The organism is Streptomyces bikiniensis (genome assembly GCF_000716625.1).
GTDB classification, from domain to species: domain Bacteria; phylum Actinomycetota; class Actinomycetes; order Streptomycetales; family Streptomycetaceae; genus Streptomyces; species Streptomyces bikiniensis.
This window is the reverse complement of record NZ_JNXJ01000015.1, coordinates 285,528-308,293: the sequence shown is the minus strand read 5'-3', so window position 1 is coordinate 308,293 and position 22,766 is coordinate 285,528. Positions and strand designations below refer to the sequence as shown.

General features: G+C 73.3%; 22 protein-coding genes. 16 read left to right on the top strand and 6 right to left on the bottom strand.

The window, feature by feature from the left end:
• Positions 1-57: 57 nt before the first annotated feature.
• Positions 58-1,710, bottom strand: coding sequence for an FAD-dependent oxidoreductase (locus tag OO47_RS14505; RefSeq protein ID WP_030213853.1), 1,653 nt, complete (start codon positions 1,708-1,710; stop codon positions 58-60).
• Between the two features lie 281 nt (positions 1,711-1,991).
• Between OO47_RS14505 and OO47_RS14500 the strand changes: the two genes are divergently transcribed.
• The 7 genes from OO47_RS14500 to OO47_RS14470 are packed head-to-tail and all read left to right on the top strand — an operon-like array spanning position 1,992 to position 7,266.
• Positions 1,992-3,116: a TcmI family type II polyketide cyclase gene (locus tag OO47_RS14500; RefSeq protein ID WP_030213850.1), complete on the top strand. Its 1,125-nt coding sequence runs from the start codon at positions 1,992-1,994 to the stop codon at positions 3,114-3,116.
• A 54-nt stretch (positions 3,117-3,170) separates the two neighbouring features.
• Complete coding sequence (locus OO47_RS14495; protein WP_030213847.1) at positions 3,171-3,632, top strand: cupin domain-containing protein; 462 nt, start codon at positions 3,171-3,173, stop codon at positions 3,630-3,632.
• Positions 3,629-4,897 (top strand): beta-ketoacyl-[acyl-carrier-protein] synthase family protein, encoded by a 1,269-nt coding sequence (locus OO47_RS14490; RefSeq protein WP_030213844.1) that lies wholly within the window; start codon positions 3,629-3,631, stop codon positions 4,895-4,897. The genes OO47_RS14495 and OO47_RS14490 overlap by 4 nt, the downstream gene beginning before the upstream one ends.
• Positions 4,894-6,141, top strand: a complete 1,248-nt coding sequence (locus OO47_RS14485) for a ketosynthase chain-length factor (protein ID WP_030213841.1) — start codon at positions 4,894-4,896, stop codon at positions 6,139-6,141. The genes OO47_RS14490 and OO47_RS14485 overlap by 4 nt, the downstream gene beginning before the upstream one ends.
• A gap of 26 nt (positions 6,142-6,167) precedes the next feature.
• Positions 6,168-6,428: an acyl carrier protein gene (locus tag OO47_RS14480; protein WP_030213838.1), complete on the top strand. Its 261-nt coding sequence runs from the start codon at positions 6,168-6,170 to the stop codon at positions 6,426-6,428.
• Position 6,429: 1 nt separating this feature from the next.
• A complete protein-coding gene (locus tag OO47_RS14475) occupies positions 6,430-6,909 on the top strand; it encodes an SRPBCC family protein (protein WP_030213835.1) in 480 nt (159 codons plus the stop codon).
• A 21-nt stretch (positions 6,910-6,930) separates the two neighbouring features.
• A complete protein-coding gene (locus OO47_RS14470) occupies positions 6,931-7,266 on the top strand; it encodes a TcmI family type II polyketide cyclase (protein WP_030213832.1) in 336 nt (111 codons plus the stop codon).
• Positions 7,267-7,368: 102 nt separating this feature from the next.
• Here the strand turns inward: OO47_RS14470 and OO47_RS14465 are convergent, their stop codons facing one another.
• Together OO47_RS14465 and OO47_RS14460 are read right to left on the bottom strand one after the other, a co-directional pair.
• Positions 7,369-8,415: a methyltransferase gene (locus OO47_RS14465; RefSeq protein WP_051716003.1), complete on the bottom strand. Its 1,047-nt coding sequence runs from the start codon at positions 8,413-8,415 to the stop codon at positions 7,369-7,371.
• 54 nt (positions 8,416-8,469) lie between these two features.
• On the bottom strand, positions 8,470-9,546 hold the full coding sequence (locus OO47_RS14460; RefSeq protein WP_030213827.1) for a right-handed parallel beta-helix repeat-containing protein: 1,077 nt from the start codon (positions 9,544-9,546) through the stop codon (positions 8,470-8,472).
• 513 nt (positions 9,547-10,059) lie between these two features.
• Here OO47_RS14460 and OO47_RS14455 point away from each other — a divergent pair.
• Both OO47_RS14455 and OO47_RS14450 read left to right on the top strand, forming a co-directional pair.
• A complete protein-coding gene (locus OO47_RS14455; protein WP_030213826.1) occupies positions 10,060-10,572 on the top strand; it encodes a hypothetical protein in 513 nt (170 codons plus the stop codon).
• Positions 10,491-11,228: a class F sortase gene (locus tag OO47_RS14450; protein WP_234323190.1), complete on the top strand. Its 738-nt coding sequence runs from the start codon at positions 10,491-10,493 to the stop codon at positions 11,226-11,228. Before OO47_RS14455 ends, OO47_RS14450 begins: the two co-directional genes overlap by 82 nt.
• Positions 11,229-11,659: 431 nt before the next feature.
• On the opposite strand, the gene OO47_RS14445 is transcribed toward OO47_RS14450, so the two are convergent.
• Both OO47_RS14445 and OO47_RS36865 read right to left on the bottom strand, forming a co-directional pair.
• Positions 11,660-13,246: an MFS transporter gene (locus tag OO47_RS14445; protein ID WP_030213823.1), complete on the bottom strand. Its 1,587-nt coding sequence runs from the start codon at positions 13,244-13,246 to the stop codon at positions 11,660-11,662.
• 64 nt (positions 13,247-13,310) lie between these two features.
• Positions 13,311-13,784, bottom strand: a complete 474-nt coding sequence (locus tag OO47_RS36865) for a hypothetical protein (protein ID WP_030213820.1) — start codon at positions 13,782-13,784, stop codon at positions 13,311-13,313.
• A gap of 344 nt (positions 13,785-14,128) precedes the next feature.
• Here OO47_RS36865 and OO47_RS14435 point away from each other — a divergent pair, with 344 nt between their 5' ends.
• Positions 14,129-14,692, top strand: a complete 564-nt coding sequence (locus OO47_RS14435) for a PadR family transcriptional regulator (protein WP_030213818.1) — start codon at positions 14,129-14,131, stop codon at positions 14,690-14,692.
• A gap of 108 nt (positions 14,693-14,800) precedes the next feature.
• Complete coding sequence (locus tag OO47_RS14430; protein WP_030213815.1) at positions 14,801-16,525, top strand: acyl-CoA dehydrogenase family protein; 1,725 nt, start codon at positions 14,801-14,803, stop codon at positions 16,523-16,525.
• An 88-nt stretch (positions 16,526-16,613) separates the two neighbouring features.
• Here OO47_RS14430 and OO47_RS14425 read toward each other — a convergent pair whose 3' ends face one another.
• Complete coding sequence (locus OO47_RS14425) at positions 16,614-17,825, bottom strand: glycoside hydrolase family 64 protein (protein WP_030213812.1); 1,212 nt, start codon at positions 17,823-17,825, stop codon at positions 16,614-16,616.
• A gap of 631 nt (positions 17,826-18,456) precedes the next feature.
• Here OO47_RS14425 and OO47_RS14420 point away from each other — a divergent pair.
• From OO47_RS14420 to OO47_RS14400, 5 genes are read left to right on the top strand one after another with little or no spacing between them, the layout of a single operon-like run.
• Positions 18,457-19,917, top strand: coding sequence for a sensor histidine kinase (locus OO47_RS14420; protein WP_106969398.1), 1,461 nt, complete (start codon positions 18,457-18,459; stop codon positions 19,915-19,917).
• A 1-nt stretch (position 19,918) separates the two neighbouring features.
• The gene (locus tag OO47_RS14415) at positions 19,919-20,326 is read left to right on the top strand and encodes a roadblock/LC7 domain-containing protein (protein WP_229991540.1); all 408 of its coding nucleotides are present in this window, start codon (positions 19,919-19,921) and stop codon (positions 20,324-20,326) included.
• Positions 20,323-20,679, top strand: coding sequence for a DUF742 domain-containing protein (locus OO47_RS14410; RefSeq protein WP_030213804.1), 357 nt, complete (start codon positions 20,323-20,325; stop codon positions 20,677-20,679). Before OO47_RS14415 ends, OO47_RS14410 begins: the two co-directional genes overlap by 4 nt.
• Positions 20,660-21,301 (top strand): GTP-binding protein, encoded by a 642-nt coding sequence (locus OO47_RS14405; RefSeq protein ID WP_030213799.1) that lies wholly within the window; start codon positions 20,660-20,662, stop codon positions 21,299-21,301. The genes OO47_RS14410 and OO47_RS14405 overlap by 20 nt, the downstream gene beginning before the upstream one ends.
• The gene (locus OO47_RS14400) at positions 21,298-22,743 is read left to right on the top strand and encodes a cytochrome P450 (protein ID WP_030213796.1); all 1,446 of its coding nucleotides are present in this window, start codon (positions 21,298-21,300) and stop codon (positions 22,741-22,743) included. The genes OO47_RS14405 and OO47_RS14400 overlap by 4 nt, the downstream gene beginning before the upstream one ends.
• Positions 22,744-22,766 lie beyond the last annotated feature (23 nt).

Sequence of the window (22,766 nt, the reverse complement as noted above, 5' to 3'; positions counted from 1 at the left end):
CGCGACGAGGCCCCCTTCCCGCCCGGTGCGCCCGGGCGGGAAGGGGGCCTCCCGGGGTCACGCCAGGTCGAGCAGGGTCGCCAGGACCGTCCGCAGCTCCGTCTCGGGGTCCTCCACGGGCCCCTCGGAGCGCCACGCCACGAACCCGTCGGGGCGGACGAGGACCGCCCCGCCCTCCGTGACGCCGTGCAGCTCCGCCCAGTCCGCACCGGCCTCCGGGACCAGATCGGCGTCCGGACCGGCCCCGATCCGGTACGAGACCAGCGGCACCGAGAGCCGGGCCGCCGCCCGGGCCGCCGCGGCGTGCCACGCCCCCGTGCCGCCCGCCGAGCTCAGCAGCACCGGGCACCGCTCGTACAGGTCGAGGGAGGAGACCCGCTCCCCGGCCCGCTCCAGCCACAGGTGGGGCGACCGGGTCCCCGGCTCGCCGCCGAGGCGCAGCCCGTCGGGCACGACCGGCACCGCCTCGTCGGCGCCCAGGACCGCGCCCCGCGGGTAGCGGTAGCCCAGGACCACGTTGAGGATGCCGTCCTTGCGGCCCGCCGGGCTGACGCCGGGGTCCGGCGCGTACCCCGGGTGGCTGTGCTCGACCGAGCGGGACGAGGCGCGGGCGCTGGTCGCCTCCGCGACCGGCCGGCGCTCCGCGTCGTAGGACGCGAGCAGACCGGGCCCGGCCCAGCCGTCCAGGACGGCGGACAGCTTCCAGGCCAGGTTGTGGGCGTCCTGGATGCCGGTGTTGGAGCCGAACGCCCCGGTCGGCGGCATCTCGTGGGCCGAGTCGCCGGCCAGGAACACCCGCCCCTCCGCGTACCGCTCGGCGATCCGCTCGGCGGCGTGCCAGGGGGCCCGGCCGGTGATCTCCACGTCGAGGTCCGGCACGCCCACGGCCCGGCGGATGTGCTCCCGGCACCGCTCGTCGGTGAACTCCTCCAGGGTCTCGCCGCGCTCGGGGTGCCAGGGAGCGTGGAACACCCAGCGCTCCCGGTTGTCGACCGGCAGGAGCGCCCCGTCGGCCCCCGGGTCCGTCAGGTAGCAGACGATGAAGTGCCGGTCGCCGACGACCTCCGCGAGGCCCCGCGAGGTGAAGGTGACGCTCACGTTGTGGAACAGGTCGCCGGGGCCGTTCCGCTCGATGCCGAGCCGCTCGCGCACGGGGCTGCGCGGGCCGTCCGCCGCGACCAGGTACTCCGCGCGGACCGTGGTGTGCTCGCCGGTCTCCCGGCTCTTGACCCGGGCCGTCACCCCTTCGGCGTCCTGCTCGAAGGACATCAGCTCCGTCGCGTACCGCAGGTCCCCGCCGAGACCCGCGGCGGTCTCCCGCAGCACGGGCTCCAGGTCGTTCTGGCTGCACAGGCACCACGCGGCGGGGCTGAAGCGGGCGAGCCCGCCACCGGGGTCGATCTCCCTGAACAGCCACTCGCCGGCGTCCCCGACCAGGCTCGGCGCCTGCAGGATGCCGTTGTTGCGCGCCAGGACCGACGCGGCGTCCTGGACGCGCCGCCGCACCCCGGCGCCCCGGAACAGCTCCATCGTGCGCACGTTGTTTCCGCGCCCGCGCGGATGGACCGAGGTGCCGGCGTGGCGCTCGACGAGCACGTGCGGCACGCCGAGGCGGCCGAGGAACAACGAGGCGGACAGTCCGACCAGAGAGCCGCCGACGATGAGGACGGACGTGTCGACGACCTCGCCGGACCCTTCGAATCGGTTCATCGAGTGCCTCCAGCGTCACCTGTGACGCGAGTCGGGGGTGGGATGGAGATCCATGCCCTGAGACGGCCGCTTCGTGCGTTCGGGGCACCCGAATGACGCGCGGTTCACTCATCCGCCCCGTGGGAGTCGCGCGACTCGCGGGAGCACGCCGACGATCGGCACATGACGGCCCCTGCCCTCCCCGGCACGGCGGCCCCCTCCCGGCTTCCCCGAAGCGGATCCCCGGAGAAGGGCTCGAAGAGGCCCGAAGGAAACTCCCGAAGAGAGAAGAGGTGCGCCGGATGACCGTTTCGGCACGTGTCTCGCAATCGGCGTTCGACGGTTCCAGGCTGCGGGTGATCCTGCTGCTCGACCTGTACGAAGGCGCCCAGCAGCAGTTCCTCGAAGCGTACGAGCTGATGCGCAAGCAGGTCGCCGCCGTCCCCGGACACATCAGCGACCAGCTCTGCCAGTCCATCGAGAACCCCTCGCAGTGGCTCATCACCAGCGAGTGGGAGAGCGCCCCGCCCTTCCTCGCCTGGGTCAACAGCGAGGAGCACGTCGAGGTCGTCAAGCCGATGCACAGCTGCGTCCGGGACACCCGCTCGATGCGCTACAGCGTCCTGCGGGAGACCGGCGGCGGCCGTCCGCTCGCACAGGACGCGGCGCGGGCGGGCCTCCAGGTCGCGGCCCGCGAGGGCGACAGCGTGGCCCGCCACGCCCTCACCTTCACCGTCAGGCCGGGCTCGGAGTCGAAGGTCGCCGAGATCCTCGCCGGCTACGACTCGCCCCGCGCCCAGGTGGACGAGAACACCCGGCTGCGCCGCACCTCCCTCTTCATGCACGGCAACCGCGTCGTCCGCGCGGTGGAGGTCGAGGGCGACCTCCTCGCCGCCCTGCGCCACGTCGCCCGCCAGCCCGAGGTCCGCGCCGTCGAGGAGGCCCTCAACCCGTACCTGGAGCAGGAGCGGGACCTCACCGACCCCGAGTCGGCCCGCGTCTTCTTCACCCGTGCGGCGCTCCCGGCCGTGCACCACGTGGTCGCCGACCGGCCCGCCCCGGCCGGTCTGCGGCGCCACGCGCTGTACTACCCGGCGAAGGAGGGCCGCGGCATGGACCTGGCCCGGCTGCTCGCCGAGCAGGACGCCGCGGCGGCGGACGACCCGGACAGCCCGGTGCACGGCAGCACCGTCTTCCACCGCGACGACATCGTGGTGCGCCTGGTCGACATCACCGGCGACGTCGACCTCGACCCCGCCGCCTCCCTCGGCCTCAAGGGCCCGGGGAAGGCCGAGGAGCTGGAAGCCCTCCTCGACGGCGCCGCGATCGGCGTCGAGGGCGCCCTGACGACGGACCGCAACCTCAACCGGCTCCTGTCGCACGCCGACATGCTGCCCGTCACCGACCGCACCTCGGCGGACTCCTGACCGACGGCCGCGGCCCCCGCCCGGACGTCACCGCCCCACCCGGAGGTATCACCCATGCCCCACCAGCAGCCCCTCATCGTGAGCCTGGACGAGACGGAGCCCAACCGCAGGCGCGGAGGTGACCTGCGGGCCATGCTCACGCCGGCCGCCGTGGGCTCCACCAGCGGCTTCATGGGCCTGGCCATCGTCAAGCCCGGCGAGCGCATCGGCGAGCACTACCACCCGTACTCCGAGGAGTTCGTGTACGTCGTCTCCGGCGCCCTCGAAGTGGACCTGGACGGCGAGACGTACGCCCTCCGGCCCGACCAGGGGCTCCTGATCCCGATCGACGTGCGGCACCGCTTCCGCAACGTCGGCGACGAGGAGGCCCGCATGGTCTTCCACCTGGGCCCGCTGGCCCCCCACCCCAGCCTCGGCCACGTCGACACCGAGGAGACGGCGGACGCCCCCGTCGGACCGCAGCTGACCGTGGGCGGCCCCGGCCAGGTCCCCGAACGCACCGGGGCCATCGAGTGAACCGGCGCGTGGCCGTCACCGGGATCGGAGTGGTCGCCCCCGGCGGCACCGGCACGGCGGCGTTCTGGAACCTCCTCTCCGAGGGCCGCACCGCGACCCGCGGCATCACCCTGTTCGACCCGGCCGGCCTGCGCTCGCGCATCGCCGCCGAGTGCGACTTCGACCCGCTGGCCCACGGCCTCGACCCCGAGCTGAGCCTGCACGCGGACCGCTACATCCAGTTCGCGGCCGTCGCCGCCGGGGAGGCCGTCCGCGACTCCGGGCTCGACACCGCCGCCGAGGACCCGTGGCGCGTCGGGGTCTCCCTGGGCAGCGCCGTCGGCGGCACCACCCGGCTCGAACACGACTACGTCCTGGTCAGCGCGGGCGGACAGCGGTGGGACGTGGACCACCGCGCCGCCGACCCGAAGCTGCACCTGGCGTTCTCGCCGAGCACGCTCGCCTCGTTCGTCGCCGAGCGCTTCGGCGCCCGCGGCCCGGTGCAGACGGTCTCCACCGGCTGCACCTCCGGCCTCGACGCCGTCGGCTACGCCTTCCACACCATCCAGGAGGGCCGGGCGGACGTCTGCATCGCCGGGGCGTCGGACTCGCCGATCTCCCCGATCACCATGGCCTGCTTCGACGCCATCAAGGCGACCTCGCCCGACAACGACGACCCCGAGCACGCCTCCAAGCCCTTCGACGACCGCCGCAACGGCTTCGTCATGGGCGAGGGCGCGGCGGTCCTCGTCCTGGAGGAGTACGAGCACGCCCGGGCCCGCGGCGCGCACGTCTACTGCGAGATCGGCGGCTACGCCACCTTCGGCAACGCGTACCACATGACGGGTCTCACCGGGGAGGGCCTGGAGATGTCCCGGGCCATCGACAGCACCCTCGACCAGGCCAGGCTCGACCCCACCCGGATCGACTACGTCAACGCGCACGGCTCGGGCACCCGGCAGAACGACCGCCACGAGACCGCCGCCGTCAAGCGCTCCCTCGGCGCCCACGCGTACGACACCCCCATGAGCTCCATCAAGTCCATGGTGGGACATTCGCTCGGGGCCATCGGCGCGATAGAGGTGGCCGCCTGCGTCCTCGCCCTCCAGCACCAGGTGGTGCCCCCGACGGCGAACTACGAGGTCCCCGACCCCGAGTGCGACCTGGACTACGTGCCGCGCACCGCCCGCCCCCGGAAGCTCAGGAACGTGCTCTCGGTCGGCAGCGGCTTCGGCGGCTTCCAGTCCGCCGTGCTCCTGACGGAGCCGGCAGGGAGGACACGATGAGCACGGAGCAGCCCAAGCGCGCCGTCGTCACCGGCGTCGGGGTGATCGCCCCCAACGGCCTGAGCGCCGACACGTACTGGAAGTCCGTCCAGGAGGGCATCGGCGTCCTGGACCGGATCACCCGCGAGGGGTGCGAGCACCTGCCCCTCAAGGTCGCGGGCGAGGTCAGGTCCTTCGACGCCTCGACCCTCATCGAGGACCGCTTCCTCGTCCAGACCGACCGGTTCAGCCACTACGCCATGGCGGCGGCCTCGCTCGCCCTCGACGACGCCGGCCTCGGCCGGGACGCCCCCGAGGACCCGTTCTCCGTCGGGGTGGTCACGGCCGCCGGGTCCGGCGGCGGCGAGTTCGGCCAGCGGGAGCTGCAGAAGCTGTGGGGCCAGGGCTCCAAGTTCGTCGGACCGTACCAGTCCATCGCCTGGTTCTACGCCGCCAGCACCGGCCAGATCTCCATCCGGAGCGGCTTCAAGGGCCCGTGCGGCGTGGTCGCCAGCGACGAGGCCGGCGGCCTGGACGCCCTCGCCCACGCGGCCAGGGCCGTACGGCGCGGGACGGGCGCGGTGGTCGTCGGCGCCGCCGAGGCGCCCCTCGCCCCGTACTCGATGGTGTGCCAGCTCGGCTACCCCGAGCTCAGCACCGTCGAGGAGCCCGACCGGGCCTACCGCCCCTTCACCGCCGGGGCCTCCGGCTTCGTGCCGGCGGAGGGCGGCGCCGTGCTCGTCGTGGAGGACGAGGACCGCGCCCGGGACCGGGGGACGGCCGTCCGGGCCGTCGTCGCCGGACACGGCGCCACGTTCACCGGCGCCTCCCGCTGGGCCGAGTCCCGGGAGGGGCTGGCCCGTGCGATCCGGGTCGCCCTGGACGAGGCCGGCTGCGCCCCGGAGGAGATCGACGTCGTGTTCGCCGACGCCCTGGGCGTACCGGAGGCGGACCGCGCCGAGGCGCTGGCCCTCGCCGACGCCCTGGGCGCGCACGCCGCGAGGGTGCCCGTCACGGCGCCCAAGACCGGGATCGGCCGCGCCTACTGCGGGGCCCCCGTCCTGGACGTCGCGGCCGCGGTGCTCGCGATGGAGCACGGCCTGGTGCCCCCCACCCCGAACGTGTTCGACGTCTGCCACGACATCGACCTGGTGGTGTCGCGCGCCCGCCCCGCCGACCTGCGGACGGCCCTCGTCCTCAGCAGGGGCCTCATGGGATCCAACGCCGCGCTGGTAGTGCGCCGCGGCGACGAGACCGCCCGGTAGGACCGGGCGGGAGAAGGAGAGCACACATGAGCATCACCGAACTGACCTTCGAAGAGCTGGCCGCGCTGGTCAAGCAGTCCGCAGGCGTCACCGTCGCCCCCGAGGACCTCCGCAACGCCTCCGACGTCCCCTTCAGCGCCCTCGGCGTCGACTCGCTCGGCCTGCTCGGCATCGTCGGCGAGCTGGAGAACCGCCACGGCGTGGCGCTGCCCCCCGACGCGGAGCGCAGCAAGACCCCGGCCGACTTCCTCGGCCTCGTCAACAGCACCCTCACCACCGGAGTCTGACGTGTCAGGACACACCGACAACAGCATCACCATCGACGCCCCCCTCGACCTCGTCTGGAACATCACCAACGACCTCGAGAACTGGCCCTCCCTCTTCAGCGAGTACGCCTCCGTCGAGGTGCTCTCCCGCGAAGGCGACACGACGACCTTCCGCCTGACCATGCACCCGGACGAGTCCGGCAAGGTCTGGAGCTGGGTCTCGGAGCGCACCCCCGACCGCGAGCGCCGGACCGTCACCGCCCGCCGCGTCGAGACCGGCCCCTTCGCCCACATGAACATCCGGTGGGAGTACGAGGAGACCCCGGCCGGCGTGCACATGCGCTGGGTGCAGGACTTCGCGATGAAGCCGGACGCCCCGGTCGACGACGACTGGATGACCGCCAACATCAACCGCAACTCCCGCACCCAGATGGCCCTCATCCGGGACCGCATCGAGCAGGCCGCCCGCGAGCGCCGGCCCGCCCCGGTCCTCTCCGACTGAGCCGTCCAGGAAGGACGCCCGATGCACCACGCCCTGATCGTCGCCCGCATGGCGCCCGGTTCGGCGCCGGCGATCGCCGACGTGTTCGCCGCCTCGGACAGCGGCGAACTGCCCCACCTGGTGGGCGTCTCCCGCCGGAGCCTCTTCCAGTTCGGTGACGACGTCTACCTGCACCTCATCGAGTCCGAGCGGGACCCGGCACCGGCCATCGCGAAGCTGACCGGGCACCCCGAGTTCCGGGACGTCAGCGAGCGCCTGTCCACGTACGTCAGCGCCTACCACCCGGAGACCTGGCGCAGCCCCAGGGACGCCATGGCGCAGTGCTTCTACCGCTGGGAGCGGGACCCCGCCTCCTGACCGGACCCGGAGCACGGGAAACCCGAAGGCCGCCGGCCCCGCGTACGACGCGGAGCCGGCGGCCTCGGTTCTTCCCCCGCCGTGACGAGGGGGCCTCCCGGGTCAGGCGGGGACGGTGCACTCGAAGGCGTGCAGGTACGCGTTCACCGGCCGGATCTCGCCGATGACGAGGCCCGCGTCCGCCAGGCGCTCGACCATGCTCTCCCGGGTGTGCTTGGCACCGCCGACGTTGAGGAGCAGCAGCAGGTCCATCGCCGTCGTGAACCGCATCGAGGGCGTGTCGTCCACCAGGTTCTCGATCACGACGACCCGGGCGCCGGGCCGGGCCGCCCTCCGGACGTTGGCGAGCGCCCTGCGGGTACTGTCGTCGTCCCACTCCAGGATGTTCTTGAGGACGTACACGTCGGCCTCGACCGGGATGTCCTCGCGGCAGTCCCCGGCCACGACCCGGGCCCGGGAGGCGAGCGCGCCGCCCTCCCGCAGCCGAGGGTCGGCGTTCCCCACCACGCCCGGCAGGTCGAGCAGCGTCCCCTCCAGGGCGGGGTGCCGCTCCAGGAGGCTCGCCAGGACGTGCCCCTGGCCGCCGCCGATGTCCGCGACCGACGCCGCGCCCGCCAGGTCGAGCAGGTCGGCCACGTCCTGCGCGGACTGCCGGCTCGACGTGGTCATGGCCCGGTTGAACACGTACGCGGACTCGGGCGCGTCCTCGTTGAGGTACGGGAAGAACTCCCTGCCGTACACGTCCTCGAAGACGCTGCCGCCGGTGCGCACCGCCTCGTCGAGCCTCGGCCAGACGTCCCACGTCCACGGCTCGGTGCACCACAGCGCGATGTACCGCAGGCTGTGCGGGTCGTCCTCGCGCAGCAGCCGGGACATCTCCGTGTGCGCGAACGTGCCGTCGGGCCGCTCCTCGAAGATCCCCTGGCAGGCCAGGGCGCGCAGCAGCCGGCGCAGCGTCCGCGGCTCGGCCCGCACCGCCTCCGCCAGGTCCTCCACGCTCGCGGGCGTGTCCTGGAGGGCGTCCGCCACGCCGAGCCGGGCGGCGGCCCGCACGGCGGCGGCGCACGCCGCTCCGAAAACGAGCTCCCGCAGCCGCATGGGCGGCGGGGGAGCGGGGTCGACGGTCCTCACCGGGTCAACGGTCGTCATCTGTCGCCTTGCCTTCTCTGTCGTGCCGTGGGGGGAGTGCGTGCGTGCGGGAGGTCAGCACATGCCCGCGGGCTCGGAGACCTCGCAGGTGTTGCCGCGGAAGGTGTTGCCCTTGCCGGTGTCGCGGTTGGCGAGGTCGGCCGTGCCGTTGCGGAGCACGACGTTGTCGCGGATCTCGTTGCGCTCGTTGAGGGCGCCCACGAAGCTCTTGAAGAGCACGATGCCGCCCGACAGCGGGGAGGCGCCCCTGTTGTCCTCGATCCTGTTCTCGGCCACCAGCGTCTCCTCGGCGCCGGTGAGGACGATGCCCGAGCCCTGGAGGAAGGGCAGGCGGGGGGTCTTGGGGCAGTACTTGTTGTTGGCGTGGATGTGGTTGCGGCGCAGGCTCATCGCACCGGCGCGCGGGGTGGACTCGTCGCCCACCACGAAGACCGCCGCGCAGTTGCCGGTCGCCTCGTTGCGGTCGACGGTGACGTTCCGCAGCCGCCGCACGGTGAGGCCGATCCGGTTGCCGGACAGGCGGTTGTGGCTGATGAGGGTGCCCTTCGCGTCGACGGCCCCCTCCTCCGTGTCGGTGGTGTTGGACACGAAGAGGCCCGCGTCGCCGTTGTCCCGGGCGGTGTTGCCGCTGAGCACGGAGCGCACGGACCGCTCCTGGGCGATGCCCCAGTTGCCGTTCTTCTCGGCGGTCACCCCGCGGACCGTCAGCCGGTCGGTGCGGGAGGCCCACAGGCCGTTCCGGGCGAAGTTCCTGAGCGTCAGGGAGCGCACGGTGACGTTCTCGACGGGCCGCTGGGCGGTGCCGGTCACGCAGATACCGTGGCCGGCCTCGGCACACGCGCCGGTGGCGGCCTTGCCGGGCACGATGACGGTGGGGAAGACGGTCGAGCCCCGCAGGGTCAGGTCCGAGGTGGTGATGGTGACGCTCTCGCGGTAGGTGCCGGGGGCGAGGACGATGCTGTCACCCGGCTTCGCGGCGTCCACGGCCTTCTGGATCGACTCGCCGGGCTTCACCCGGTGCACGTTCCGGGAGGCGGCGGAGGCCTCGGGGGTGGTGGGCGGGGCGGCTCCCAGACCCGTCGTCACGGCGGCCACGGCGCATGCCACGAGGGCGATCTGTCGTTTTGTCATAGGGCGAAGCTATGAGCGGCCCCACCGGCCCGCCACCGCTGATCACCCGGCCGTGCCGCCCGTCCCCCGAACGCCACCCGCCCGGCCGGAGACCACGTGATACGCCGTCAGCGCCCGGGCGGGTACCGCTGGTCGGAAGGGGCCTCCGATCCGTGCCCCGGGGTCCGTACCGCCGGTCGGGAGGGACCTCCGCCCCGCGCCCCGGGGGCCATACCGCCGGTCGGAAGGGACTTCCCCCATGCCCCGGGGCCCGTACCGCCCGTCGAGGGGACCTACGATCCGTGCCCTAACCCGTTCGCCCCTCGGGCACCGGCGTTTCCGGTACGCCGGCCCCACCGCCGTGACCTGCAGCGACGGGGCCGGAGACGGCGGCCGGGAGCCCGACCGGGCGACATCACGGGGCGCCGCTCGCGTTGCGGTGATCACCGGGCGGCCTTTCCCTCGTGCTCGGAGCACAGCACAGAAGCCGCGCGGACGAGCCGGGCGGGAACCGCTCCGTCCGAGGAGAAAACCATGCGTCTCGCCCGTACCGGTGCCACCGCCGCCCTGATCGTCGGCGCCCTGGCCCTGCCCGCCCCCACCGCCCTGGCCGCCGAGGGCGAAGCCGCCGGCACGGCGGCCGGGGACGTCCGCGTCACCCCCCGGACGGCGTCCCCCGGCGACACCGTCACCGTCAGCACGACCGCCTGCGGCAAGGAGACCTACGGCAAGGGGGAGTCCGTGGCGGGCGGGAAGTTCCACCTCCTCCCGGGTGACCGGAAGGGCGTCCTGACGGGCGAGTTCCGGCTGCCGAAGGGCGTCGCCTCCGGCACCGACACCGTGACGCTCAAGTGCCCGCCCCGGAAGAAGATGACCGCCACGTACCGGATCTCAGGCCGTCCGAACGGAGCCGTCGACGCCGGCTTCGGCGGGACCGCCGGCAAGGAGACCGAGTTCGGCGTCGGCTGGCTCCTCGTGGGCGCGGCCGTCGCGGGCGGGGCGCTCGGCATGCGCCGGCGCGCCGCGGGCGCGGGGGGCCGGGCCTGACGCGGTCCGGCGGCCCGCGGCCCCGGTACGCCCCGCCGCTCAGGCCGCTCGCCTGGGCCGCGCTGGCCGGCTCGCTGCTGCTCGTCGACGCGACGACCGGCAGCGACGCCCCGCCGCCCGCCGCGCAGGTCCGGCCGCGGGACGCGCGGGCGGCCGAGGCGGACGTCCCGGCCCGTTCCGGCCCCGCCGCCGCGCCGCTCCCCGCGTCGGATCCGGTACGGGTCCGGATCCCGGTCATCGGGGTCGACGCCCGTCTGATGCGCCTGGAACTGGACGAGGAGGGGAGGCTGGAGCCGCCTCCCCCGAACCTCCCGGCCTTCGCCGGCTGGTACGCCCGGGGCACCCCGCCCGGTTCGCCGGGGACGGCCGTCCTGACGGGCCATCTGGACACCCCGGCGGGCCCCGCCGTCTTCCACCGGCTCGGCGCCCTGACGCCGGGCGCCGGGATCGCGGTCGAGCGCGCGGACGGCCGCACGGCCCTCTTCACGGTCGACGCGGTGGAGGAGTACGCCAAGGACCGCTTCCCCGACGACGAGGTCTACGGCGGCTCCGGCGGCCCGGAGCTGCGTCTGATCACCTGCGGCGGCGACTGGTCCGGCGACACCGGCTACCAGGCCAACACGGTCGTCTACGCCACGCTGACCGGCGTGGCGTAGACGACCCGCGCGGGGCCGGATCGGACGAGCACGCCGGAGGGGCGCCGTGCACGTTCCACGGGGCTTCCGGCGCGGCGGACCGGCTGGACGCTCGAAGCCCCCGGGCGTCCCGGCCGGCGAGACGCCGCAGACAGCCCCACCCGGACCACCGGGCCACCGGTCCGCCCGGTCGGAGCCGAACCGGAGGAGTTCCGTGGGCGTCGGCCTCAGCCACCACGCCCCCTCCGACCCGGCGGCGGACGGCGGGGACCTCCTGGACCACGCCCTCGCGGTGGACGGCGCCGGGCCGCACGGCTCGCAGCCCCCGGCGGGACCCGCGCGACGGAGGGGTGGACGACCGCCCCGCGCGCCCCAGCGCCGTACCGGAACCGGGGGCCACCGGCTGCCGCCGCACCGAGTTCCGCTTCCCCGGCCTGACGGCACAGGGCCCTTCAGTCCTCCGGGGGCTTCTCGACGACCTTCGTCCCCGGGTGCGCGAGGGCGAACAGGAAGGCCACGGCCAGCGCGATCGCCATGCCGTAGAAGACCCACTGGTTCGCCTCGGCGAAGTCCGTCCGGATCGCGTCGCCCGCGCCCTGGAGCGCCTTGGCGATCGGCCCGTCCCCGGTGGGCGCCCGGCCGTCCGGATGCCCGGTGACCGCCTCCGCGACCCTTCCGGCCGTCGCCTCCGCCTCGGCCGGCGGCAGACCGCGCCCGGTGAGCGTGTCGGTGATCCGGTTCGCGGAGACGTGCGCGAGGACGGTGCTGAAGACGGCCATGCCGATGGCCGCCGCGTAGTTGCGGACGGTCTGGGTGATGCCGGTGACCTCGCCGTACGAGGCCCCGATGGAGCGGTTGACGGCGTCGGTGGAGGCGGGGGCGAGCAGGAACCCGATGCCGGCGCCCGCCATGGCCGCGTACGGCCACTGGTCGTGCATCGACAGGTCGGTCAGCTTCTGGGCCCACAGGTAGAAGCCGACCGCGCCCAGCGCGCAGCCGATCTTCATGGCCGGGCGGGCGCCCCGCTTGTCGAGGATCTTGCCGCCCCACTGGGAGGCGATGCCGAAGCCGGCGAAGAAGTACAGGAGGAACAGCGCGGCCTGGTTCGGCGAGGCGCTCAGCGACACCTGGGCGTACACCGACGCGAAGAAGAACACCGGCACGAAGGCGAGCATCGCGAAGAACAGCACGAGGCTGTCGATCGTGAACGCCCGGTCCCGGAACACGTCGAAGTTGATCAGCGGCTGCGTCGTGCGCCGCTCGTAGGCGTGGAACAGCACCAGGACGACCGCGCCGCCGACGATGCAGGCCCAGGTCGCGACGCTGCTCCAGCCCCAGGACGAGGCCTGCTGGAAGCCCAGCACCCCGAGGCCCATGCCGACGGCGACCAGGACGGCGCCGACGACGTCGAGGCGTTCGCGGCGGCGGCCCTCGGGGACCCGGGCGAGGACGGTGAGCACGATCGCGACGACGGCGACCGGCACGTTCACCCAGAAGATCGCCCGCCAGGTCCAGGCGGTCAGCCAGCCGCCGAGCAGCGGGCCGAGGGCGGTCAGGGCCCCGGAGAGCCCGAAGAACAGGGCGAGCGCCCGGCCGCGCCGTTCCACCGGGAAGACCGCGATGACCACGGCGAGCGCCGCCGGGAACATCAGCGCCGCCCCCAAGCCCTGGGTGGCACGGAAGACGATCAGCCAGGTCAGCGCGGAGTCCCCGGAGGGCACAGCGCCGCAGAGCGCCGACGAGACGACGAAGAGCAGCGTGCCGGTCAGCATGATCCGGCGGTGCCCGAGGATGTCGGAGAGCCGCCCGCCGAGCGCGAAGAACGCGGCGAGGGAGAGCAGGTAGGCGTTGACGACCCACTGCATCCCGGAGGCGGAGAGGCCCAGCTCGGCCGTGATGTTCGGCGCGGCGATCGAGACGATCGTCTGGTCGATGAACGTCATCGACACCGCGAAGAGCATGGCCGCGAGCGCCAGTTTCCGGCGGGGCGCACGCGAGGCGGCAGTGCCGTCCCGCGCGGCCGTGGGATTACCAGCCATACCTCGATGGTCACCCCGGACCACCGGGCGCGCACGCGGACCCCGACGGGGGACCCGGGCGGGGCTACCGCCCGTCCGTCCCCCAGCGCCACACCAGCGCGCCGCCCTCCGGGACGTCGTGCCAGCGGGCCGCCGCCGCGTCGAGCGGGGCGGTGGTCAGGGCGAGCCGTTCCGGGGAGAGGGGCGGGCGGCCCGTGCCCCGGCCCTCCGTGGACAGGCCCCGCCAGACGCGGTAGGCCCAGTTCACGGACAGTTCGGCGGCCATCACGGCGTCACCGCCGCGGCGCAGCACCTTCAGGCCCGAGCGCCTGTGCCGCCCCGGCTCGACCCGCTCGAACCCCTCGAAGGTCGCGCCGCGCGCCGTCGCGCCCCAGAACCCGTCGTCGATCCCGAGGGCGCTCTCGACGACCGCGTGCACCAGGTCGTGGGGCATGGTCGGGCCGGTCGGCCGCGGCGGCAGGCGCACGTCCGGCCCCTCGCGGTCGCGCACCACGATCTCGTGCAGGTCGTCCGGAAGCTTCCTGAAGGTGATTTCCACAGGCGGAACGGTACGGCCTGCCCTTCCCCCGCGCCCACGGATTTTCACCGCGGGGACGGCGGACGGGCCCGGCTCGGCTCCCGTCGTGGAAGACCGCCCCGGCGAACTCCGCGAGCAGCCGCTCCTTCAGCCGCCCCGGCATCGCGTCGAGCGGGACGGGCACCGGTGCCGTCCGGACGGGCAGGGCGGGCAGGGCGCAGATCATGAACGACCGTTCGAGCGGGCGGCAAGGGCCGCGTACGACGTCGAGGTGAACTCCCCGGGGGGCGGGGCCGGGGTGAGCCGTGTCTCACCGGCCCCGGACGGCCTTGCTATGCAACTCGTTGCATAGCAGGATCGGGGGCATGGCGCTCGACCACGCGATCCTCGTGTCCCTGCTCGAGAAGCCCGGATCCGGCTACGAGCTGGCCCGGCGCTTCGAGCGGTCCATCGGATACTTCTGGACCGCCACCCACCAGCAGATCTACCGCGTGCTCAAGCGCATGGAGAGCGACGGCTGGATCGACGTCCGGGACGTGCCCCAACAGGGCCGCCCGGACAAGAAGGAGTACTCCGTCGCCGGTCCCGGCCGCGACGCGCTCTCCGCGTGGCTGGGCGAGCCGATCGAGCCCGAAAGCGTGCGGCACGACCTCGCGGTGAAGATCCGGGGCGCCGCCTTCGACGACCCGGCCGCGCTGATCGGCGAGGTGGAGCGGCACCGGCGGGCGCACACGGACCGCCTCGCCCACTACCTCGCGGGCGAGGCGCGCGACTTCGGGGAGCCGGGGCGGCCGTTCGACGGCCCGCCCGACGCCGAGCGGGAGCTCCAGCACGTCGTGCTGCGGGGCGGCATCGCGTACGAACGCATGATGATCGCCTGGCTCGACGACGTCCTCGCCACGCTCGCCCGCTTCGAAGCGGGGCACTGACCCCCGGTGGCCGCACGCCCCTCCCGCACCACCCTTCCTCACCACCCCTCCCGCACCATCCCTCACCACCACCCTCACCCCTCGTCACGAGCCGGAAAGGCGGACGTCATGGCCGACCCGCTGCTGTTCAACCCGCACACCTACGACCCCGCGCACTTCGACCCGGAGACCCGCCGGCTCCTGCGCGCCACCGTCGACTGGTTCGAGGCGCGCGGCAAGCGCCGGCTCATCGAGGACTACCGGACCCGCGCCTGGCTCGGCGACTTCCTCGCCTTCGCCGCCGAGGAGGGCCTCTTCGCCACCTTCCTCACCCCGTCCTCCGCCGCCGGCGAGGACGAGGGCGACAAGCGCTGGGACACCGCCCGCATCGCCGCCCTCAACGAGATCCTCGGCTTCTACGGCCTCGACTACTGGTACGCCTGGCAGGTCACCATCCTCGGCCTCGGCCCGGTCTGGCAGAGCGACAACGCCGCCGCCCGCGCCCGCGCCGCCGAACTCCTCTCCCAGGGCGAGGTGTTCGCCTTCGGCCTCTCCGAGAAGACCCACGGCGCCGACATCTACTCCACGGACATGCTGCTCACGCCCGACGGCGAGGGCGGCTTCCGCGCCACCGGCTCCAAGTACTACATCGGCAACGGCAACGCCGCCGGACTCGTCTCCGTCTTCGGCCGCCGCACCGACGTCGAGGGCCCCGACGGCTACGTCTTCTTCGCCGCCGACAGCCGCCACGACGCGTACCACCTGGTGAAGAACGTCGTCGACTCCTCGAAGTACGTCAGCGAGTTCCGCCTGGAGGACTACCCGGTCGCCGCCGAGGACGTCCTGCACACCGGCCGCGCCGCCTTCGACGCCGCCCTCAACACGGTCAACGTCGGCAAGTTCAACCTGTGCACCGCCTCCATCGGCATCTGCGAGCACGCGATGTACGAGGCCGTCACCCACGCGCAGAACCGGATCCTGTACGGCCGCCCCGTCACCGCCTTCCCGCACGTGCGGCGCGAGCTGGCCGACGCGTACGTCCGGCTGGTCGGCATGAAGCTGTTCAGCGACCGGGCCGTCGACTACTTCCGCACCGCCGGTCCCGAGGACCGCCGCTACCTCCTCTTCAACCCGATGACGAAGATGAAGGTGACCACGGAGGGCGAGAAGGTCATCGACCTGATGTGGGACGTCATCGCCGCCAAGGGCTTCGAGAAGGACAACTACTTCGCCGAGGCGGCCGTGGAGATCCGGGGCCTGCCGAAGCTGGAGGGCACCGTCCACGTCAACCTGGCGCTGATCCTCAAGTTCCTGCGCAACCACCTCCTGGACCCGGTCTCCTACGAGCCCGTCCCGACCCGCCTGGACGCGGCCGACGACACCTTCCTCTTCCGCCAGGGCCCGGCCCGCGGCCTCGGCTCGGTCCGCTTCCACGACTGGCGCCCCGCCTACGACGCGTACGCCCACGTGCCCAACGTCGCCCGCTTCCGCGAACAGGCCGACGCCCTCTGTGAGTTCGTCCTCAAGGCCGCCCCGGACGAGGAGCAGAGCCGCGACCTCGACCTGCTCCTCGCCGTCGGCCAGCTCTTCGCCCTGGTCGTCCACGGGCAGCTGGTCCTGGAGCAGGCCGCCCTGACCGGTCTCGACGAGGACGTCCTCGACGAGCTGTTCGCCGTCCTCGTCCGCGACTTCTCCGCGCATGCCGTCGAACTGCACGGCAAGGACTCCGCGACCGAGCCGCAGCAGCTCTGGGCGCTCGGCGCCGTCCGCCGTCCCGTCGTGGACGAGGCCCGGTCGGAGCGGGTCTGGCAGCGCGTCGAGGCGCTTTCGGGCGCGTACGAGATGACGCCCTGACCCTCCCGCCCGCCCCGCGGAAGCCCGCACGCCCGACCTCCCCGGCCGGCCGTGCGGGCTTCCGCCGTTCCCCCGGGGGGGGTATGGCCTAGTCGAACGGGTCGAGCGTCACGTACGCCTGCTGCGGGTCGCCGTCGTGGACCAGCGACTCGTGCGCGCCGACGTCGTCGAAGGCGAAGCCGTACGCCTTCCCGTCCGCCATCCGCTCGTGGATCGCGCGGGAGTAGTGGTTGGTCACCGCGTCCTTGTAGAAACCGGCCGACGAGGCGTCCGGCTGGTTGGGGTTGGCGAGCAGGGTGGAGCGGTTGTAACCGGCGCAGAGCGTACGGGAGATGGGGCCGCGCACCTGGTCGTTCGGGGCGTCCAGGAACTTGTAGCAGCCGAAGACGCTGTCCGAGTCGGGCTTCTGGAAGGAAGTGACGACCTTCCCGGCCCCGTCGGTGAAGTTCATGACGTTGCCCGAGACCCGCCCGTAGTACTTCACGGAGGGCTGGTGCGCGAAGGGCGTCACGGTCAGGGTCGATGTGGCGTACTTGCTCCAGACGCGGTTGACGTAGTCGTTCATCACCCCGGCCGGCAGCGCGCCGGCCTCGATGCCGTGGCCCGGCGCGAGCGCGCGCAGCACCGTGCCGTCGGAGCGGGTCTGCACCAGGCCGCCCCAGCCGCCGGGCTGGGCGCGCAGCGCGTCGAAGAAGCCCCGGTAGCCGCCGGGCTTGAGGCGGCCCGTGTTCGCGACGGAGCCGTTCGGCCGCTTCACGCCGACCGAGTACGGCGCCGAGACCATGTCGACCTGGGTGCTGTTCAGCCAGAGGCCCGCGTCGTTGAGGGTGTACTCGGACCAGTTGAAGAGGATGTCCCGGTTGGGGTCGCCCGGGTTCTGGACCGCGGGCTGCACGAGGCCGCCCGTCGCCAGCCTGAAGTCCAGCTTCCGGCCGTAGCTGAAGTAGATCCGGCCCGAGAACTTCGGCAGCCGTATCGTCATCGACCGCCCGGCGGCCGGGCCGGCGATGGAGGCGTCGGGCGCGGGGACGGGGACGGAGCCCCCGGCCGGCCAGGGGTGGAAGGTGCCGTTCGCGTCCGCCCAGCCCTGCCGGCCCGTCGAGAGCTCGGTGCCGAGGTTGTAGACGTACACCTGCTCCCCGCGACCGGAGTTGTTCGTGAAGGTGAGCGGGATGGTGGCGGGGACGGCGGCCTCGACGGGGTCGGAGGAGACGGCGACGGTGACGCCGGTGCCGGCCAGCGCGGCGGCTGCCAGGAGGGGGACGAGTCGGACGCGCGTGCGCCTGTGACGTGCGGACACGGGGGGCTCCTCGGAGGTGGGGGGACTCCATGTGGGGGGAATCCAGGGGGGACCGTGCTCTGGGAGATGCGCTTGAGAGCGCTCTCAAGAATGGGGAGGCGGTGTGGACCTGTCAATGGTCGCGACGGAACCGGCGGCGCCGGGCGGGACGCTTCCCTCCCGGTGCCCCGCTGATCGATCGACAGAATCTGATCGGTTTATTGCATTTCAAGTACGGCTGCCAGTCGGTTTCTGCGACCGGAATGACCGGTGGAGGTTGTCCTTTCGGCAAGGTCACACGGTGAACCCGAACTGACTATGCTCACCGATGTGTTGCACCGCGCTCACAGCGAGTCATGAACGCCGTGGGTGCGCGGCCGGAGCGCGGCCGCGAGGAAAAGCGCCCGTCGGCGCGATTCCCGGAGCGATCCCCCGGGTTTCCGCCCGTCGGGCTTTTCATCGGGACATGCGCACGCGTGTCCGAATGAAGTCCGCCTTCGTTCCTTTCGGCGCACCACACCCCCACGGTCCGCTCATTCCAGACTCTTTAGGGACCCTCCTGATGGTTCGTGCAGGTTCGATTTCCAGAGCCCGGCCGACTCCGGTCGTCCGGGAATGGCTCCTCCCCCCGGGAGTTCTGGCGGGAGCCACCGTGCTGGCGCTCCTCCTTTCCCCTGCACAGATACGGACACCGGTCGCCTGGTGCGGTCTCGCCGCGGTCCTCCTGACGGCCCTCACCTCGGCCGGGACCGCGCGCCGGCTGCGCGCGGCGGAGGCGGCCCGCCACACCCGGGCGGCCGCCGAGGCGGCGAAGTACTACGAGCAGCGCGAGGCCGCCCTGCTCGGCCGGCTCGCCGACCAGCGGACCACCACCGTCTGGCTCGCCGAGGAACTGCTGCCCGCCGCCGTCGCCCGGCTGAAGAAGGGCGACCCCGCCTCGGAGATCCTGCGCGCCGTCGACTTCGGCAAGCACCTCGACGAGGAGTTCACCGAAGCGCTCAAGGGAGCCCTGCGGACCCTCCTGGAGGCGGTGGAGGCCGAGGAGCACACCCGGGACGCCTCCCAGCGGGCCCTCGTGGCCATCGCGCGCCGGGTCCAGGCGATCGTGCACCAGCTCGCCAAGGACCTGCACGCCATGCAGATCCTCCACGGCAACGACATCGTCGTCTCCCGCGGCCTCCAGGACGTCGACCACCGCAACGCCCTGATCGGCCGCCTCGCGGCCAGCATCGCCGTCCTGGGCGACGCCCGTCCCGGACGCCAGTGGTCGAAGTCGATCCCGCTCTACGACATCCTGCGCGGAGCCATGTCGCGCATCGTGGACTACCCCCGCGTCAAGCTGCAGGCGGTGGCGGAGGTGGCCGTGACCGGCCCCGGCGCCGAGCCGCTGATGCACCTGTTCGCCGAACTCCTCGACAACGCCACGTCCTTCTCGCCGCCGCACGCCCCCGTGGAGGTCACCGCCAACGAGGTGCCCTCCGGCGTCGTGGTCGAGATCGAGGACCGGGGCGTCGGCCTCACCGAGGAGGTCAGGCAGCGCGTCGAGCGCGTCATGGCGCAGTCGCAGCGCACCATCCAGCTGGCCAGCCTCGGTGAGGTGACCCAGCTCGGCCTGCCCGTCGTCAGCCGCCTCGCCCGCGAGCACGGCTGCGAGGTCCACCTGCGCACCTCCGCCTACGGAGGCGTACGGGCCGTCGTGCTCGTCCCCCGGAACCTGATCACCACGATGCCCCCGTCCGCCCTGCGGCCCAACGACTTCGCCCGCAGGCGCGCCAACGGCCCGGCCGGCCCCGTGGGCGGCCCGCACCGTCCCGCCGGTGGCCCCGCCCGGCCCGCTCCGGTGCGCACGCCGACGCCCCCGCCCCTGCCGTCCCCCGCCCTCGCCATGGAGACCGGCGAGGTCAGGAAGGCCCCCAACGGCCTCCCGCAGCGGCGGCGCGAGTCACCCGTCCCGATCCCGGTCGTGGTGACGGGCCCCACGCCCCCCGCCGCACCGTCCTCCTCCAAGCCGTCCCCCCAGCCGGGCCTGATGTGGGAGGCGTTCAACGGCGAGAAGAGAGCGGCCGCCGAACCCTCCCCCTCCCCCAGCGAGCCTTCAGATGAGGTTGAGTAACATGCAGCCACTGCCCAACATGGACTGGATGCTCACGGAGCTCGTCAGCAGCGTTCCGTTCGTGCGCCACGTGGTCATCCTCTCGGCGGACGGCCTGAGCATCGGGCAGGCGAACACGGCGCCCGACACCGCCGACGCCATCGCCGCCGCCTGCTCCGGCATCCAGAGCCTGGCCCGGGCCATCGCCCAGATGTTCCCGCACGGCGACGGCTCGACGCGGATGGTCGGCATCGAGGCCGACGGGGGCTACTTCTCCCTGATGGCGGCCGGCCCCGGCGCCTACCTCGCGGTCCTCGCCGACCAGGAAGTGGACGCCGGCCTGCTCGGCGACCGCATGCGGACGCTGGTGGCCCGGATCGGCCAGCACATGACCAGCCCGCCCCGGCAGGACGTCAGGCAGGCGATGTGACATCGGAGAATCCGGGCCCCTGGAATGAAGGCAACCCCGTTCCGCTCTACGTCATCACCGGCGGCTCCGGCTCCTCGCCCGAGGGCTTCAACCTGGTCACCCTCATCGTGGCGCGGGCCGCGCCCGACCCCTCGATGCAACCCGAGCAGGCGACCATCCTCACCATGTGCGCCTACCCGCTCTCGGTGGCCGAGGTCTCGGCGTACCTCAGCCTTCCGTTCAGCGTCGTCACCGCGCTGCTCTCCCAGCTCGTCGAGGACGAGCGGGTCGAGGCCATCGCGCCCGTGCCGGTGGCGGCCTATCCCGAACGCGGCCTACTGGAGGCGGTGATCCATGGACTACGCAAGCTCTGACGCGCCCGCCGGCTCCGGCGCGCCCGTTCCCGGCCCGCGCGGCACCGACATGCTGCTGCCGCACAGCGCCAGGGGCGTCAAGGTCGTCATCGTCGGCGGCTTCGGCGTCGGCAAGACCACCATGGTCGGGGCGGTGAGCGAGATCCCGCCCCTGACCACCGAGGAGACCATGACGCAGGCGGGCGTCGGGATCGACCACAACCCCGGCGCCGAGGGCAAGAACACCACCACCGTCGCGATGGACTTCGGACGTATCAGCATCAACCAGGAGCTGGTCCTCTATCTCTTCGGCACCCCCGGGCAGGAGCGCTTCTGGTTCCTGTGGAACGGCATCTTCGAAGGGGCACTCGGCGCCGTGGTCCTCGTCGACACGCGCAGGATCGAGGTCTGCTTCGAGGTCATCACCCGCCTGGAGGACCGCCGCGTCCCCTTCGTCGTGGCCGTCAACACCTTCCCGGAGGCCCCGCAGTACCCCGTGGAGGACCTGCGCGCCGCCCTGGCCCTCGGCGAGTCCGTGCCCCTCGTCGCCTGCGACGCACGCGACCGGGCGTCCTGCCGCGACGCCCTGCTCTCGCTGATGGACTACCTGCACACCCTCGTCGCCGCCCAGGAGACCGCATGACCTTCCCACCCGCCGAACACGCCACCGCGCAGGCGGGCCGGATCCCGCCCCCCGGCTGCCCGGCCCACGCCGCCACCGGAACCGACGGAGCGACCCGGCTCTACGGCGAGGCGGCGGCGACGGACCCCATGGGCCTGTACGAGGAACTGCGCGCCGCCCACGGCCCGGTGGCGCCCGTCCTCCTCGACGGCGACGTGCGCGCCTGGCTCGTCCTGGGGTACCTGGAGAACCGCGACGTGGCCAGCCGCCCGACCCAGTTCTCCCGCGACCCCCGCGTCTGGCACGGCTGGCGGACCGGGGAGATCGACCCCGCCACCTCGCCGCTCATGCCGATGATCGGCTGGCGCCCCGACTGCGTCTGCGCGGACGGCGAGGAGCACCAGCGGCTGCGCGGCGCGGTCACGGCCGGCCTCGGCCAGTTCGACCACCGGGGGGTCCGCCGCCACATCACCCGCTTCGCCCACCAGGTGATCGACGGGTTCTGCGAGAAGGGCGAGGCGGAGCTGGTCGGGCAGTTCACCGAGCACCTGCCCATGCTCACCCTCATCCACCTCCTCGGCATGTCGGACGAGGACGCCCCCGAACTCGTGCACGCCGCCCGGGACCTCTTCAAGGCCACCGAGACCTCGCTCGCCAGCAACGCCTTCGTCCTGGAGAGCCTCGAACGGCTCGTCACCGCCAAGCGCGCCCACCCGGGGCACGACATCGCCTCCGCCCTGATGGCCCACCCCGCCGGCCTCACCGACGAGGAGGTCAAGCACCACCTGCGCCTCGTCCTGCTCGCCGGGTACGAGACGACCGCCAACCTCATGTCCAACGTCCTGCGGATGGTCCTCACCGACCCCCGGTTCCGCGGCTCGCTGGCCGGCGGCCAGATGACCCTGCCCGAGGCCGTGGAGCAGGTCCTCTGGGACGAACCGCCGCTGATGGTGTGCCCGGCCCGCTGGGTCAACAGCGACACCACCCTCGGCGGACAGGAGATCAGGACGGGGGACATGCTCCTCCTCGGCCTGGCGGCCGGCAACGTCGACCAGGCGATCCGCCCGGACCCCGCGGCCCCCGTGCACCACAACCGGGCGCACCTGTCCTTCAGCGCCGGCACGCACGAGTGCCCCGGCCAGGACATCGGCCGCATCATCGCCGACGCCGGCATCGACATCCTGCTCACCCGGCTGCCGGACGTGGCCCTCTCCGTACCGGAGGAGAGCCTCGCCTGGCGCTCCAGCACCTGGGCCCGGCACCTGACGGCGCTGCCCGTGAGCTTCTCCCCGCGGCCTCCCCGGGCCGACGACGGTCCGGCCCCGCTCCCGGCCCCGCCCGTCCAGAGCGACGGGGTCCCGCCGGTGCCGCCGATGCCGCCGGGCGCGCCCGGCGGGGCGCGCCGGCCCGAGGCCCGCGCCTCGTGGTGGACGCGCCTGAAGCGCCTGCTGGGCGGAGGGTAGGAGCCGGGAGGGCGGGCGGGGGT

Bases quoted from the DNA above. Each gene is read 5' to 3' on its own strand.
- OO47_RS14415 (WP_229991540.1), top strand. From the start codon at position 19,919: ATGCAGCCACTGCCCAACATGGACTGGATGCTCACGGAGCTCGTCAGC.
- OO47_RS14405 (WP_030213799.1), top strand. From the start codon at position 20,660: ATGGACTACGCAAGCTCTGACGCGCCCGCCGGCTCCGGCGCGCCCGTT.
- OO47_RS14460 (WP_030213827.1), bottom strand. From the start codon at position 9,546: ATGACAAAACGACAGATCGCCCTCGTGGCATGCGCCGTGGCCGCCGTG.
- OO47_RS14465 (WP_051716003.1), bottom strand. From the start codon at position 8,415: ATGACGACCGTTGACCCGGTGAGGACCGTCGACCCCGCTCCCCCGCCG.
- OO47_RS14495 (WP_030213847.1), top strand. From the start codon at position 3,171: ATGCCCCACCAGCAGCCCCTCATCGTGAGCCTGGACGAGACGGAGCCC.
- OO47_RS14400 (WP_030213796.1), top strand. From the start codon at position 21,298: ATGACCTTCCCACCCGCCGAACACGCCACCGCGCAGGCGGGCCGGATC.
- OO47_RS14455 (WP_030213826.1), top strand. From the start codon at position 10,060: ATGCGTCTCGCCCGTACCGGTGCCACCGCCGCCCTGATCGTCGGCGCC.
- OO47_RS14485 (WP_030213841.1), top strand. From the start codon at position 4,894: ATGAGCACGGAGCAGCCCAAGCGCGCCGTCGTCACCGGCGTCGGGGTG.
- OO47_RS14470 (WP_030213832.1), top strand. From the start codon at position 6,931: ATGCACCACGCCCTGATCGTCGCCCGCATGGCGCCCGGTTCGGCGCCG.
- OO47_RS14505 (WP_030213853.1), bottom strand. From the start codon at position 1,710: ATGAACCGATTCGAAGGGTCCGGCGAGGTCGTCGACACGTCCGTCCTC.
- OO47_RS14480 (WP_030213838.1), top strand. From the start codon at position 6,168: ATGAGCATCACCGAACTGACCTTCGAAGAGCTGGCCGCGCTGGTCAAG.
- OO47_RS14445 (WP_030213823.1), bottom strand. From the start codon at position 13,246: ATGGCTGGTAATCCCACGGCCGCGCGGGACGGCACTGCCGCCTCGCGT.
- OO47_RS14430 (WP_030213815.1), top strand. From the start codon at position 14,801: ATGGCCGACCCGCTGCTGTTCAACCCGCACACCTACGACCCCGCGCAC.
- OO47_RS14500 (WP_030213850.1), top strand. From the start codon at position 1,992: ATGACCGTTTCGGCACGTGTCTCGCAATCGGCGTTCGACGGTTCCAGG.
- OO47_RS14435 (WP_030213818.1), top strand. From the start codon at position 14,129: ATGGCGCTCGACCACGCGATCCTCGTGTCCCTGCTCGAGAAGCCCGGA.